The sequence below is a fragment of the Actinoplanes sp. NPDC051470 genome (assembly GCF_040682035.1).
Classification (GTDB): domain Bacteria; phylum Actinomycetota; class Actinomycetes; order Mycobacteriales; family Micromonosporaceae; genus Actinoplanes.
Genome location: NZ_JBFBAA010000040.1, coordinates 1 through 14,426, shown reverse-complemented (window position 1 = coordinate 14,426; position 14,426 = coordinate 1). Strand labels below are relative to the sequence as shown.

At 67.5% G+C, this 14,426-nt stretch carries 11 protein-coding genes and 1 pseudogene; 7 read left to right on the top strand and 5 right to left on the bottom strand.

Annotated elements, in window-relative coordinates:
- Positions 1-10: 10 nt before the first annotated feature.
- A pseudogene (locus AB0M54_RS42010) lies at positions 11-364 on the top strand (VOC family protein); the annotation flags it as partial.
- Between the two features lie 351 nt (positions 365-715).
- On the opposite strand, the gene AB0M54_RS42005 reads toward AB0M54_RS42010, so the two are convergent.
- Complete coding sequence (locus AB0M54_RS42005; protein ID WP_364478031.1) at positions 716-1,222, bottom strand: SMI1/KNR4 family protein; 507 nt, start codon at positions 1,220-1,222, stop codon at positions 716-718.
- Positions 1,223-1,309: 87 nt separating this feature from the next.
- Positions 1,310-1,972 (bottom strand): DUF5074 domain-containing protein, encoded by a 663-nt coding sequence (locus tag AB0M54_RS42000; RefSeq protein WP_364477909.1) that lies wholly within the window; start codon positions 1,970-1,972, stop codon positions 1,310-1,312.
- Positions 1,973-1,992: 20 nt separating this feature from the next.
- On the opposite strand from AB0M54_RS42000, the gene AB0M54_RS41995 reads away from it, so the two are divergent.
- Both AB0M54_RS41995 and AB0M54_RS41990 read left to right on the top strand, forming a co-directional pair.
- Entirely contained in the window at positions 1,993-2,208 is a 216-nt protein-coding gene (locus AB0M54_RS41995; protein ID WP_364477906.1) for a hypothetical protein, read from the top strand.
- Between the two features lie 473 nt (positions 2,209-2,681).
- Entirely contained in the window at positions 2,682-3,764 is a 1,083-nt protein-coding gene (locus tag AB0M54_RS41990; RefSeq protein WP_364477903.1) for a serine/threonine protein phosphatase, read from the top strand.
- Between the two features lie 355 nt (positions 3,765-4,119).
- On the opposite strand, the gene AB0M54_RS41985 is transcribed toward AB0M54_RS41990, so the two are convergent.
- On the bottom strand, positions 4,120-5,739 hold the full coding sequence (locus tag AB0M54_RS41985; RefSeq protein WP_364477900.1) for an ATP-binding protein: 1,620 nt from the start codon (positions 5,737-5,739) through the stop codon (positions 4,120-4,122).
- Positions 5,740-5,889: 150 nt separating this feature from the next.
- Entirely contained in the window at positions 5,890-6,327 is a 438-nt protein-coding gene (locus tag AB0M54_RS41980; protein ID WP_364477897.1) for a chemotaxis protein CheW, read from the bottom strand.
- 566 nt (positions 6,328-6,893) lie between these two features.
- Here AB0M54_RS41980 and AB0M54_RS41975 point away from each other — a divergent pair.
- From AB0M54_RS41975 to AB0M54_RS41965, 3 genes are all read left to right on the top strand, one after another.
- Positions 6,894-7,259, top strand: a complete 366-nt coding sequence (locus tag AB0M54_RS41975) for a hypothetical protein (RefSeq protein WP_364330576.1) — start codon at positions 6,894-6,896, stop codon at positions 7,257-7,259.
- Complete coding sequence (locus tag AB0M54_RS41970; RefSeq protein ID WP_364477894.1) at positions 7,253-9,235, top strand: PAS domain S-box protein; 1,983 nt, start codon at positions 7,253-7,255, stop codon at positions 9,233-9,235. The genes AB0M54_RS41975 and AB0M54_RS41970 overlap by 7 nt, the downstream gene beginning before the upstream one ends.
- Positions 9,236-9,764: 529 nt before the next feature.
- Complete coding sequence (locus AB0M54_RS41965) at positions 9,765-12,905, top strand: PAS domain S-box protein (protein WP_364477891.1); 3,141 nt, start codon at positions 9,765-9,767, stop codon at positions 12,903-12,905.
- A gap of 59 nt (positions 12,906-12,964) precedes the next feature.
- Here AB0M54_RS41965 and AB0M54_RS41960 read toward each other — a convergent pair whose 3' ends face one another.
- Entirely contained in the window at positions 12,965-13,534 is a 570-nt protein-coding gene (locus AB0M54_RS41960; RefSeq protein WP_364478028.1) for a Tn3 family transposase, read from the bottom strand.
- A 140-nt stretch (positions 13,535-13,674) separates the two neighbouring features.
- Between AB0M54_RS41960 and AB0M54_RS41955 the strand changes: the two genes are divergently transcribed.
- Positions 13,675-14,274, top strand: coding sequence for an integrase core domain-containing protein (locus tag AB0M54_RS41955; protein ID WP_364477888.1), 600 nt, complete (start codon positions 13,675-13,677; stop codon positions 14,272-14,274).
- Positions 14,275-14,426 lie beyond the last annotated feature (152 nt).

Here is a 14,426-nt window from a genome sequence, read left to right as displayed (position 1 = left end):
CTGCAATGGGATCCGCGTCGTTCAGGACGCCGCCACCGTGCCCATGCCGGCCACCACGCCTGCCGGGCGGCTGACCAAGGCGCCCTGGCGAATGCTGTCGTGCAGGCCGATTCCAGGGGTAGCGTCGGACAGGCAGTTCGGATCCTCGACAGCGCGTTGGCCCGCCCCGCGAGCCGACGACGACCCGGTCGAGCAGGTAGAGGTGCTGGTCTACGGCGCCGAGCTCGCGATGGTGCTGCACGATCCAAAGACCGCAGCCGAGATGCTGGCCCACGTCCAGTCCGCCGTGCTCACCGAAGGGGAAACTGGTCGAGCGGCATCCGCGTTCGACAACGCCGCCGAACTCGCAGCGGCCCTGCGGTGATTCACCATCGAACGCCTCCCTCATCTCGGCAGATCCGCGCTCGCAGCCGTATAGGCTCGCGATTGATTGCACAGTCGGTGCAGGCTCCGGATCTACCGATTGGCGCTACCGAAGTCAAGATCCACAAGTGGCGCTCTCGATGTTGACGAGCCTCACCGGATCCCGATGTGAGCGCCGGATCCGGTGATCGATGGGCAGAGCCGGGGGTGCGTTCCGGCAAGCGCCTACGGTCAGCCCTGGTTGCGGCCCTGCGGCCGCAACGCCGAGCTGGGATCGTCCTGCTGGGTGAGGACGAACAGGACCATGGGCAGCGTGATCAGATCGCTGTCCTCGATCAGATCCCACACCTCGTCACTCCCTCGACACCCAACGTAAGCGGCCATCCAGGGCACGCCCATGCCGTCCGTCCAATGGTGATGAAAATGTCAGTGCATGCGCAGTCTTGGCAACGAGATTCCTCAGATTGGGCCAGGCCCAGTCAGGATGAATTCCGCTCGATCCGTCATGAAGTAGAATTCGCCCTTCTCCGGTTGTATGATCGACAACCAATGTATTAATCCCAGTATCTGAGGCGAATGGCACCCAGTGGCGGTCCCACAAAGGGTCGGGGAACCGCGACCGGGAGAACATTTCTTCCGACGTCTCGAATAGGTAGTCGGTCCAGATATCGAGCCCATTTGAGTTCTGAGATCCGTCATGCCAGCTGAGGAGTGTCCGGAGGTCTGGGTTCAAGGGGAATCTGTAACGTAATTCGAGGTTCTGAAGTTGAGCCTCACTGAGGCCAGGCCGCAAAGTGGCGTGGCTGACGGGTGCATAGCGCGCAAGCCATGCCTCGATGGCGGTCAGGCTCTCGGCCATGTCGGGCGTTGTCGGCATGGCCGAATGGTAGACATTGGCCGGTGCCCTCATCGCGGAAATCTCGATAAGGGCACCGGCGTCCGGTGGTCAGGCGACGGTCTTGAGCCCACCATCGGCGACGAAGAGGCCGGTGTTGTCCGATGCGAAGCCGGCGACATTGCCGAAATTCGGCGTGAGCGTGACGCCAGCGCCGTTCGACTTGGCGACCCTGATCGTCTTCGTGTAATTGCTGGTACCGGAGGTGCGAACGTCAACGTACAGGTAACTGCCCGCCGATATGGCCGCAGTCGGCGCATATCCGTTGGTTGGTACCTGACTGGAGATGGTGGTGGCTTGGCCGTTGGCCGGGTTGATCTTCAGCAGGGTGGTGCCGGTGATGATCCAGACGTTGGCGTCGTCCGCGGCAATCGCACCGGTGACGCTCGAGTTGATCACCGTGGCGGGGCCGGAGCCGAGGTCGATTTTGGCCAGGCCGCCATTGACGTTGTTGACCGCGTACAGGTAGCGGCCGGCGATTGCCACCGATGCCGTCGCCGGGGCGAACTGGCCGCCCGGCAGCAGCGATGTGACCGCGCCGGTGTTGGGGTCGATGCGGCGGATGCCGCGGTCGTCGGTGGCGTAGACGAACCGGCCGTCAGAGCCGACCACCCGCAACTTTGCGGCAGCAGTCTTGAACCTCGCTTCCGCACCGGCGATCGCGCTTTGACACGACGACACCGTGACAGTGCTTCCGGCCAGCAGAGACACCACGGTGCGTCGCCAACCGCACCATGCCCCGGCTGAACATTCCTCACCAGCGCACCGAGAACCCAGCCCCGATCAGCCAACACCGCCGGATCGGGCTCATCCGCCGCGCCATCACCGACGACGCCATCCCGCTGCGAGCCAGGGTCGTGACCCTGCTCATGCTGCTCTACGCCCAGCCGATCAGCCGCGTCATGCGCCTGACCACCGACGACGTCATCCGCGACGGCAACCAGGTGTAGCTGCGTCTCGGATCCCCGCCCTCGCCGGTCCTGAGCCGTTCGTCGCCCTGCTGCTCAAGCACCTGACCAGCCGGGGGAACACCACCACCGCGACCAACCCGAACGGCACCTGGCTGTTCCCCGGCCGCCGCGCCGGCCAGCCCTTACACCCCGCCACCCTCGGCAAACTGCTCAGCGTCCTCGGGATCACCACCTTGCACGCTCGCACCGCCACGATCCGCCAGCTCGTCCTGCAGGCACCGCCATCGGTCGTCGCCGGGATGCTCGGCTACCACGTGGTGCACACCGAAGCCGTCGCCGCCCAAGCCGGAGGAACCTGGAAGAAATACGCCCCCCCGGAGACCGCACCCGACCACAACCCAAGATCCCGGGACAGAGAACACCGACTACCTGATCACCAGTTTCTGCCAGCGCCGCACCCCCTCGCCTCGCACAGACCGCCCGCCATCGGTTTCCGGTTAGGGTCCTCGATCATGAAGCAGTCACTGGAGGACGCCGACCGGTTGGCCCGATACGTCACCGTCGGGACCACCCTGGCGCTACTCAGCGACCGGCGGCTCGGGGAACTGGTGGACAGTGCGGCGCCGATCGGTTCCGGAATCGGCGGCACGGCGGTGCTACTGCGGGTCGAGGGCACGCCGGTCTTCGCCAAGCGTGTCCCGCTCACCGACACGGAGCGCCAACCGGAGAACGTGATGTCCACTGCGAACCACTTTCGGCTCCCTCCCGGCTGCCAGTACGGCATCGGCGGGCCCGGCTTCGGCGCGTGGCGGGAGTTGGCCGCGAACGCCATGACCACCGGCTGGGTGCTGGAAGGGCGGTTCGGCAGTTTCCCGCTGATGTATCACTGGAGGGTGCTGCCCGGCGCGGTCGCGCCGCCCGAGGAACACGCGGACCTGGAACGTACGGTCGGGTACTGGGACGGCTCACCGGCGGTGCGCGCCCGGATCGAGGCGGTCGCCCAATCGTCGGCCGCGGTGGTCCTCTTCCTGGAATACGTCCCGCAGAACCTGCACGAGTGGTTGACCGCGCAGGTGGCCCTCGGCGACGGCGCCGTCGAGTTGGCGGCCGCCACGGTGGAGCGCGACCTCCGGACCGCCGTTGCGTTCATGAACGCCAACGGCCTGCTGCACTTCGACGCGCACTTCCGCAACGTCCTCACCGACGGCCGGCGGCTCTATCTCGCCGACCTCGGCCTGGCGACGTCGCCGCGCTTCGAACTCTCCGCCGCCGAGACGGAGTTCCTGCGCCGCAACGCTGGCCACGACGGGTGCTACGTGACTACCGAACTGGTCAACTGGCTGGTGGCCGCGCTCAGTGGCGCTGCCGACCCGGTCGCCTTCCATCGAAAGCATGGCGTCGAGGCGATCCGCCGGTACGCCGGGGGCGAGCAGCCGGCCAACGTCCCGCCGGCCGTCGCGTCGATCATCCGGCGGCATGCGCCGGTCGCCGCCGTGCTCAACGATTTCTACCGCACGTTGTACGACGAAAGCCGGACCGCACCCTACCCGTTGAGTGAGATTGCCCGGGTAGGCGCCACGACCGGCCAGCCCTGATCGCGCGACCGCAGGCACGGCGGGAAGCCTGACCGGCGCCGCACCGACGGGGACTGACTAGTGACTTCAAGTTCAGAGACAAGCCCAACAACCGAAGACCACGCAGCGTAGGCGCATTCGAATCTTGGTCGGAGAATAGCGACTACTTGAATACCGGTCTCTGCCAGTATCGCACCCCACTACGCCGGTTCCGGCAACTCTCCGTGATGTAGCCGGAGCGCGTCGAGCCGCGAACGCACGCTCATGGCCGCCGATAGGACGCGAGATCTCGTCATGACGGCGACTTTCGGCGCAGGCATGACAGCCGGCCCGCAGGCGTGTGGGCTGTTGGTGCCCGGCGGCGTGGGCTTCGCCGTTACGGAAGGCTTTTGATGGGGAGCCGGATGGTGAAGGTGGTGCCGGGGCCCTGGTGAGGGGTGACGTGGATGGTGCCGTGGTGCCGTTCGATGATGGCGCGCGTGATCACCAGCCCGAGGCCGGTACCGGGGATACGCCGGTCCAGTGCGGTGGAGGCCCGGTAGAAGCGGCGGAACAGGCGGGGACGTTCGGTTTCGGGGATGCCGATGCCGGTGTCGGACACGGTCCACATGATGTGCTCATCCGTGTCGTTGGTGGCGGTGATGGTGATGGTGCCGCGGGCGGGGGTGTACTTGATGGCGTTGCCGAGCAGGTTGTCGGCGACCTGGCGTAGCCGGTGCGGGTCGGCGTGCAGGTGCAGTCCGCGCGGGGTGTGCACGGTGACGGTCAGGTCTTTGGCCGCAGCTGTGGTGTGAAAGGCCTGCACGCAGTGCTCGATGACGGCGCACAAGTCGGTGGGCTCCGGCTGCACGGCCAGGTGCCCGGACTCCAAGCGGGCGAGGTCGAGCAGGTCCTCGGCCATGACCGCCAGCCGTTGCGCGTTACGGCCGATGACCTGCAGGTAACGCCGTTGATCGTCCACAGTGAGGGCGTCGAGTTCCTCCTCGGCCAGCGCCGCGGTGCTGGTGATGACCGCGAGCGGGTTGCGCAGTTCGTGGGTGACCATGGCGACGAACTCGTCCTTGGTGCGGGCCAGCTCGACGGCGAGTTCTTCCGCGCGGCGGCGTTCCAGGTACTGCCCGACCTGCGCGGCGACGCCGGCCAGCAGCGCGATGAGGGTGTCTTCGGGATCTTCGGCCCGGTCGCCGTAGACGCACAACGCGCCGAGGGTGTGTCCGCCAGTGCAGATCGGCACCCCGACGGCAACGTGCAACCCGATACGGGCCGCGGCGCGGCTGCGCAGGAACGTGGCGTCCGCTGCCAGATCAGCGACCCACTGCGGCCGGGCCTGCTGGAAGACCCGGCCGGGCAGTCCGACGCCGGGATCAAGTTCATCCAGGGCGAACCGGCCGAGGCGCTGGCCGGGTGCGGCGTGCCGGGCGGCGCAACACAGCACCTGCCGGTCGTCGTCGCTGAGCCACAGCTCGACCACCGGCCAGTCCATCGTGACGCCGAGTGCCTCAGCTACCCGGGTGGCCGCGATAGTGCTGGACTGCGCTTCGGCCAACCCCCGCGCCACCGCGGCTTCCACCGCGGTGAACCGCCCGGCCCGGCGCACGACGGTGACGTCGTGCGCGAAGGCATGAAACACCCGGCCGGTCTGTTCCTGCGTGGCGGCTAGGACCAGCTCGATCGCGAACTCATGGCCATCACGGTGCAGCGCGCACAGCTGCAGCCGCTGACCCAGAACCCGCGCCGGTTCACCGGCGGCGAGGCGAGCCAGCCCCGCGTGGTGCGCCGCGCGGAACCGCTGCGGGAGGATCAGATCCTCGATCCGCCGGCCGCAGGCATCCTCCAGCGGATACCCGAACGTCGCCTCGGCGGCGGGATTCCAGCCGACAACGCGCCCTTCGGCATCGATCGCGATGTACGCCTCAGGGGAAGCGGCCAGCACCGACTGCGGCTCGTGGACCACCCCCTCGCCGCCGGTGACCTTCTGCTGCTCTGACTGAGTCATGGCTCCCCCTGTCGCCGAACGACATCCGACGGCGACCAGGCCCTGGGGGATGGGCACGACGCTGCTAAGCGAGAGCGTAGCCGCATGTCCGTTCGACCAACCCTCAACGGACGCAACGGCTCTGCCGTCCGGGCGGTCCCGCCGGCCTGTTCAGACTGCGGCGCGGGCGGTGTTGACGCATTCGTCGACATCGAGCACCAGCAGCAGCCGATCCTCGGTCTTGTATGACCCGACGATCATCGCCCGGGTCGGCCCGGTCAGGGTGTCCGGTGGCAGCTCGAACGCCGCATCGTCCAGTTCGGCGACCGGTCCGATCCGGTCCACCAGCAGGCTCATCGGTTCACCGCCGGCCAGCACGACCACGTTGGTGATCGCACCCGACATTGACCTGGGTGGCAGCCCGAACCGGACCTGCATGTCCACCGTCCCGATGACCTCGCCGCGCAGGTTGAACAGTCCGCCGCACGCGTCCGGGGCGAGCGGCATCGGCGTGTACTTCTCGTTGAGCAGGACTTCCTGCACGATTTCTACGGGAACCCCGAAGAACTGGTTCGCTACGTCGAACGTCACGAACTGACGTCTGGGCATGGATGATCTCCAGGGGTCTGCTGGCCGCCAGGCTTCGCCGGGGCGTACCCGTTGCTGTATTCGGTTCGCCACCCTTCAACTCAAGGCAATCCCGGATCGGGGCACACCTTTTGTTCACATCGAGGCCGTAGCCCGGGGGAAACGCACCCGAAGACGCGATCGCCTCGACGGTGCCCTCCACGAGTACGAACATGCCGCCTGGCCTGCACGGATTAGGTTTCCGGCAGGCGCAGACCCAGTGGTGGCCAGAACGATCCAAGGTCTGTATTCAACGCCGCATCGAACGCCGGGCACGCACGCCCCATGCGGCCACCGACGGCGTGATCGTCAAGCTGAGTCGCGCTCGGATCGTGGTATGAGAGGGCGCCGCCACGCAACCAGGGGCTACCGTTTACTACTGCCACCGACCTGGCAAAGCGCGAGGTCACCTGGCGCGCGGACTACTCATATCTTGTCCGGCCAACTCCTCACGGCATCGCGAAGCCTCGTCACCGCTCCCTTCGGGGATGCGGCGGAACTCCGCCGTTCCCGCCCGCGCAGGCGCTTGTTTCGGAAGAATCGTCGGAGTGGCGGCACTACATACCACCCGGAAGCAGTCGCGGTGGCAGATAACCGGACTGGCGTTGCTCGGCGTTACCGGTTTAACTTGCCTCGGCATCGGTGCTTGGAAGGTATTTTTCGCCGACGGTGGACCCGGTCTCACCGCGCTGCTCATCGTCGGCGCAGCATTGTTTGTTCTCGCGTTTACTCCGCCACGCCTTGCGGCTATCGCGCTGACGCCAGACGGACTCGAATTTCGGCTCTCCCAGGAGATGGCCGACAAGGGCGCTGAGGCCACCGCTCGGATGGGGAACCGGTATGCGGAGATCCCGGCCGACCAACTGTTGGCAAGCTTTACAGTGCTGGCACCGGGCGGGTGCGGGCCGTGGTGACTAACCCGGGCCGGGCTCAGGCGGAGTTGGCGGCGATCGTGCGGTCGTCGCACGACGCGATCATGGGTAAGGCCCTCGACGGGCGTATCACCAGCTGGAATCCCGGTGCTGAACGGCTCTACGGCTACACCGCCGCGGAGATGGTGGGTCAACCCGCCGCCGTCTTGTTCCCGCCGGAGCAGCAAGGCGACGAAGCAGCAATTCTGCAGCGCATCAGCGCCGGGGAACGCGTCGAGCAGTACCAGACCCAACGCGTACGGAAAGACGGCAGCCGGGTCACCGTGTCACTGACCGTCTCCCCGATCACCGACGAACACGGCACCATCGTCGGCGCCGCCTCCGTCTCCCGGGGGATGGACCCTCAGCAGCAGGCCGAAGCCAGGTTCCGGGGCCTGCTCGACGCCGCCCCCGACAGCATCATCTGTGTCGACGTCTCCGGAGCGATCGTGCTGGTCAACGCACAGGCCGAACGCCTTCTCGGCTACCGCCGTAAGGAGTTGCTGGGCCAGCCGGTGGAGGTGATCATCACCGGAGGCGTGTCCAGCGAAGGGCTCCGGCCTGCCATGCAAGCCGGCAACGAACCGGCGGTGGTGTCGTTGCATCCCAGTGTCCGCCGTAAGGACGGCACCGAGTTCCCTGCGGACATCAGCCTCAGCGCCTTCGAGACCAGCGGCGGGATGGTGCTCTCGGTCGCGATCCGGGACGCGACGGAACGTTTACAGGTCCAGGCCGAACGCGAACGGCTTATGGCGCTGGCCGAACGGGAACGGCTGCAGCGGCAACTACAGCAGGCTCAGCGGCTGGAGAGTCTCGGGCAACTGGCCGGCGGGATCGCGCACGACTTCAACAACATGCTCGGCATCATCCTCAACTACATCGGCTTCATCCAGGAAGAGGTCACCGCCGCCGCTCACGGCGAGGATCAGCAGGACTGGGCGACGGTGCGCGCAGACACCGAACAGGTCAAACGGGCCGCCGAACGCGCCGCCGCGTTGACCCATCAACTGCTGTCCTTCGCCCGTCGCGAGGTCGTGCGTCCGCAGGTGCTCGACCTCAACACCGTTGTCGCCGACATCGAACAGATGCTGCACCGCACCCTCGGTGAACACATCCGGCTGGTCACCGACCGGGCGGACGGGTTGTGGCCGATCCTGATCGATGAAGGCCAGATCGAGCAGGCGCTGGTGAACCTGGCGGTCAATGCCCGTGATGCGATGCCCGGCGGCGGCACGCTGACCGTCACGACAAGCAACCAGAACCTCGACGACCTCGCCGGCTACGATCCACCCGTGCCGCCCGGACGCTACGTATGCCTGCAGGTCGCCGACACCGGGACCGGCATACCGAAGGAGGTGCTCGAGCGCGTCTTCGAGCCGTTCTTCACTACCAAACCCAGCGGTGAAGGCACCGGCCTCGGCCTGGCCACGGTATACGGGGCCATCAGCCAGGCCGACGGGCACGTGCGCATCACCAGTGAGGACAACGTCGGCACCGTGGTGACCGCGCTGCTGCCGGCCACCGACCAAACCCCGCAGCCCGCCGCAGCGGTGCTGCCCTGCGACCGGACCAGCCAGCAAGGCACCATCCTGGTCGTGGAGGACGAAGACGGCATCCTTGAAGTCGCCCGACGGCTGCTGACCCGCAACGGATACCAGGTCATCACCGCCGCGACTGGCACCGAAGCACTGGAAAAGGCCCGCTGGCACGACGGACCCATCGACCTGCTCCTCGCCGACGTCGTCATGCCCCACATGCTGGGCACCGAAGTCGCCGCAACGGTACGCGCCCTGCGCCCCGACATCCACGTGCTGTACATGTCCGGCTACGCCCAGCCCGTCCTGTCCTCCCACGGCACCCTCGAGCCCGGCATACGCCTCATCGAAAAACCCTTCACCGAGCCCGACCTGCTCAACCCCATCCGAGAAATATTCGCTCCTGAACAGTCCGCTGGCGGCTTCCCTGACAGGCCCACCTAAATCCGCTTCAGTTCAGCCGTTGCAGCTACGCCCGGAACACGCGCAGCGCCTGCTCGACGACCCAATTGGCCACGAGCCGAGGCGTTCAGCCAGCGATGGGGCGTCGAATCCCATGAGGGCGGCAAACGCGTCTGGGTCATCCTGCGGCCCTATCCCGGCGCCGACAGCGATTGACCCCTGATCGACCACGACCGGGCGCTGTCGACAGCGCGGCTCCAGGGGCCGCGGACAATCCTCAGCCGGATTTCGGAGCCGGGGCGTTCCAGTGGTAGCAGTCATGTGCGGGGCGGAGCGGCCGATGGTACGAGAAAACCGGTCCATCGCTCGGCCGGGCGTGTGGTCGCCGGTACTACGACGCGGGTGGGCCGCGCGCTGCTGGCCGCGCGCTGCTGGCGTGCCAGCCGTCGCGGTGTTGCTGTTCCTGCCGGCCGACCACGAGTCGCGTTTCCGAACGTGCTTCGTGTTCTCGTCCTAGGCTGAGGCGAAATGTTCCGATGGCCGTGCGTTCTGCGGCGGGACCGGGGGCATCATGGCCGTTCTGGCCGTCACCGCGCTCTACATGATGATCTTCCTGTGGGTGTCGTGGTGCTATCTGCGCCGGCGTGATCCGCTGCTGCGTGACGTGATGTTGGTCTTCGCGGCGGTGGCGGTGCTGTTCGTTCTCGGCGTCGTGCGGGTGCTAATCGGCCCGCCGCCGCAGGTGGTGGCGGCGTCGGCGTCTGCGTTGTTGTTGGCGCAGCCGGTGCTGACGTTGCGGCTGGTCGGCCGGCTGCGGTCGGTGCCGCAGTGGTTGCAGGTGGCCGCCGTGGCCGGCTGGGTGTTAACCACGCTGCCGGTGGTGGTGTTACCGGCGCCGTTGCCACCGCCGGTGGTGTGGCCGGCGGTGGGCGTGTTCTGCGCCGTGGAGGCGGTCGCCGCGGGGCTGTTGGCCGCCGAGGCGCGCCGCCGTGCGGGTGCCGCCCGGGCCCGGCTGCAGTACGCCGCGGCAGGGACCGCACTGTTCGGCGTGACGTTGCTGATCGCCGGCGGCGGATCGGGGGTGGCCGTGTGGACACGCTCGTTGGCCGTTGTCTCCGGGCTGCTGTACGTCCTGGCGTTCGTGCCGCCACGCCGGCTGCGGCAGAGCTGGTCGCGGGAGGCCGCGAACACGGTGCTGCGTTACTTGCTCGCCATCCCTGCCGACGAACCAGCCGCGCGTACGTGGCAGCAGTACTGCCAAGGAGCCCGGCAGATGTTCGGCGCCGATGCGGTCGCGGTGGTGCTGCCCACCGCGGCCGGCACCGTGCGCGCGGTGACCTCATGTGGGCTGTCCCTGCCCGAGTACGAGTACGAGTACGAGCAGCGTGACGTCGATGAGGTGTTGGTTGCCACGACCACGGTCGACGCCCTGGCTGGCGCATCTGGGTCGCCCCGGCTGGCGGTCGCCCTCGCTCAGGCCGGTCACTGCCGTTTCGTGACTGCGGCGCCGGTGTCGACCGCGGACGGTCGTGGCGCGGTGGTGCTGCTCAGCCGCTACCGCCGGCTGTTCGCCGATGACGACGTCTCGCTGCTGACCGAGCTCGGGGAGCAGGCCGCCGCCCTCGCGCAGCGCGCCACCGTCCTGGCGCAGCGGGCCACCGCCCTGGCCGAACAGCAGAGCTTGGCGAAGATCGTGGAGTCATCGCACGACGCGATCATCTCCAAAACCCTCGACGGGCTGATCACCAGCTGGAACGCCGGTGCTGAACGGCTTTACGGCTACGCCCGTGATGAGGTCCTCGGCCAGCCCTCTGCCATGCTGTTTCCTCCGGGTCACGAGCTGGCAGAAGCGCAGCTGATGCAAGACGTGGCCCGCGGCGAACGCATCGAGCAGCACGAGGTCCAGCGCCGCCGTAAAGACGGCACCGTACTCACGGTGGCGTTGACCCTGTCACCGATCACCGGCCCGGACGGCCACATCACCGGCGTGGCGGCGATCTCCCGCGACATCAGCGAACGGCATCGTGCCGAGGCGATGTTCCGCGGCCTGCTGGAAGCGGCCCCCGACGCGATCATCGGGGTCACCCGCGGCGGCACCATCACCCTGATCAACGCCCAGACCGAACGCATGTTCGGCTACCAGCGCGACGACCTGATCGGCCAGTCGATCGACGTCCTGGTCCCCGAGCGGGTACGCCCCCGCCACCCCCAGCTGCGCGACGCCTATTTCGCCGACCCCCGAGCGGGGCAGCTGGGGGTCGGCAAGGACCTGACCGCGGTGCGCAAAGACGGCAGCGAGTTCCCGGTCGAGATCAGCCTGTCCGCGCTGGAAACCGACCAAGGTGTGATCGTGTCGGCCGCTGTCCGCGACGTCACCGAACGGCTGCACGCCCAGAACGAACGCGAACGCCTCATCGCCCAGGCCGAACGTGACGCAGGCGAACGGCGCCTGCAACACGCTCGCCGGCTGGAAAGCCTCGGCCAGCTCGCCGGGGGTGTGGCACACGACTTCAACAACATCCTCGCCGTGATCACCAACTACAGCGAACTACTGCTCGACACCCTGGACACCACTGCCGTCAACGCCGATGATCTGGCCGGCGCCCGCAACGACATCGGGCAGATCAGCCGGGCCGCCGAACGCGCCACCCAGCTGACCAAACAACTCCTCGCCTTCGGCCGGCGTGACATCACCCAAGCCGAAGTCCTCAACCTCAACCACGTCATCGGTGACGTCGAGCAGATGCTGCGCCGCACCCTCGGTGAACACATCCACCTGATCACCCAACTCGACCGGCAGCTGCAACCCGTCTACGCCGATGCCAGCCAGATCGAGCAGATCCTGGTCAACCTCGCCGTCAACGCCCGCGACGCGATGCCCGACGGCGGCACCCTGTCCATCGACACCACCAACGCCGACCTCGACGACGAAGATGTCGCCTCCGGCCCCCTGGAACCGGGCCGGTACGTGCGCCTACGGGTCAGCGACACCGGCAGCGGCATGCCCCCCGACGTGATCGAACGTGCGTTCGAACCGTTCTACACCACCAAGCCCCACGGCTCGGGCACCGGCCTCGGGCTAGCCACCGTCTACGGCATCGCGACCGCCGCCGGCGGTGACGTGCGGCTCTACTCCGAGAACGGCATCGGCACCACCATCACCATCCTGCTACCCGCCGTCGACACCCCCGCCGCCCTCACCCCCGCCGATGCCGCCGCCGGACCCGAGGTGCAGGCAGCCGGACCGCGCCCGCACGAGACCATCCTGATGGTCGAAGACGAAGACGCCCTACGCCAGGTCACCGGACGGATCCTGACCCGAGCCGGCTACCACGTCCTGGCCGCCAACTGCGGCGACCAGGCCATCCACCTCGCCCACACCCATGCGGCGCCGATCGACCTGCTGCTCACCGACGTGATCATGCCGAAAATGCTGGGCAACGAAGTCGCCGCCCGCATCCAAGCCATCCGCCCCGGCATCCCGGTGCTCTACATGTCCGGCTACGCCCAACCCGTCCTCACCGAAAACGGCACCCTCCCCGACGGCGTCACCATCGTCGAAAAACCATTCACCAGCCGCGAACTGCTCCACCACATCCACACCGACCTGCACCCACCCGGCACACATCAACCAGCCACAGCCGCCGCCTCCGCCTCCGCCTCCGCGCGACCCAACGCCACACCCGAACCGATCGACATCGGGCCTGCTTAACCAGGCATGGAACCCGGGCCGCCCACGGCCGATGGGCAACCGCCGCCGGCCGGGCCCGATCAGTCCTGCTCCTCGCGATCACTCTGGTCCGGGTCCCGCAGCGGCCGCCAGGCGCCGCCGAGGTCAGGCAGCCGAAACGAATAGTGACCGTGAACGTTGATGTGCCGACGCGCATACGCCGACAGCCGGGCCACGTCAGCGTCGAGGACCGGGTAGCCCTGTGATCGCAGCTCGCCCAGCGCCCGGTCCAAATAGGCGGTATTCCAGAGCGTGACACAGTTCAGCACAAGCCCAAGCGCGCCGAGCTGATTCTCCTGCCCGTCTCTATATGCCCGGTATAGTTCGCCTTTGCGGCCGTGGAACAGGTGCCGGCCCGGGTCGTGGCGGCCCTCGTTGAGGTTGCGCATCGCCTTCATCTCCCGCCGATAGGCCGGGTCGTCGGTGAAAGTGAGCACGTGCCGGGTCTTGAAGATCCGCCCGTACATGCCGAACGCCTCGCCGAGCTGGATCGGCCGTCCGTCGCGTTGCAGCATGCGGATCACGTCGTGGGCCGAGACGGTGCGGGTGTGGATCGAGCAGACGACCCGCAGGATGTCCGGCCAGTGCCGGGCGATCTTCTCCACGTCGATCTGCCAGCGGGCGGCCCGGTTCAGCAGCGCGTAGTCGGCGCCCCGGTTGATCCGCCACAGCTAGGCGTCGGGCAGGTCGGCCAGCACCGGCCGGTATTCTGCGCGCGGCCGGGATCAATCCGGCACCGGACCGCGCGACCATGACCTGGGCACAGTTCCCGCGTTCGCAGGCCGAGGCGCTGCTGGCCGCGGACTTCCTCGAAACGATCACGCTGACCGGCACCCGCATGTACGTCCTCGCGGTCATCGAGCACGCCAGCCGCCGGATCCGGATCCTCGGCGCGACGGCGCACCCGACCGCGGCGCGGGTGACCCAGACCGCCCGCAACCTGGTGATGGACCTCGAGGACACCGGCTGCCACGTGAAGTACCTGATCCGCGACCGAGACGGCAAGTACCCGACCATGTTCGACACGATCCTCGCCGACGCCGGCATCACCATGGTGCACACCGGCGACCGGATACCCCGGATGAACGCGATCATGGAACGCTGGGTACGAACCTGCCGCCGCGAGCTACTCGACCGGACTCTGATCCTCAACCAGCGACATCTGCTGCACGCGCTGCGCGAGTACGAGATCTTCTACAACGAGCACCGACCGCATCAGGGCATCGCCAACGCCCGGCCACCCGCGCCGCTACCCGAACCGATCACCGATCCAGATGGACACGCCAATCTGAACATCCACCGACGCGACCGCCTCGGCGTCGTGCTCCACGAGTACGAACATGCCGCCTGACCGGCACGGATGACATTCTCGGCAGGTACACCGTCGCGGGCGGTCCTGCCGGGCCGGCGGGACTGTGCCACGAACGGTGTTTCTGGCCCGATTCGCCGGATTTTGGTTCGGCGGGATGGGCACTGTGAGTAATGACCGCAGAGATCGTGAAC

Coding starts and splice junctions, on each gene's coding strand:
- AB0M54_RS42005 (WP_364478031.1), bottom strand. CDS start 1,222: ATGGCCGAGAGCCTGACCGCCATCGAGGCATGGCTTGCGCGCTATGCA.
- AB0M54_RS41995 (WP_364477906.1), top strand. CDS start 1,993: ATGCCCCGGCTGAACATTCCTCACCAGCGCACCGAGAACCCAGCCCCG.
- AB0M54_RS41990 (WP_364477903.1), top strand. CDS start 2,682: ATGAAGCAGTCACTGGAGGACGCCGACCGGTTGGCCCGATACGTCACC.
- AB0M54_RS41985 (WP_364477900.1), bottom strand. CDS start 5,739: ATGACTCAGTCAGAGCAGCAGAAGGTCACCGGCGGCGAGGGGGTGGTC.
- AB0M54_RS41980 (WP_364477897.1), bottom strand. CDS start 6,327: ATGCCCAGACGTCAGTTCGTGACGTTCGACGTAGCGAACCAGTTCTTC.
- AB0M54_RS41965 (WP_364477891.1), top strand. CDS start 9,765: ATGGCCGTTCTGGCCGTCACCGCGCTCTACATGATGATCTTCCTGTGG.
- AB0M54_RS41955 (WP_364477888.1), top strand. CDS start 13,675: ATGACCTGGGCACAGTTCCCGCGTTCGCAGGCCGAGGCGCTGCTGGCC.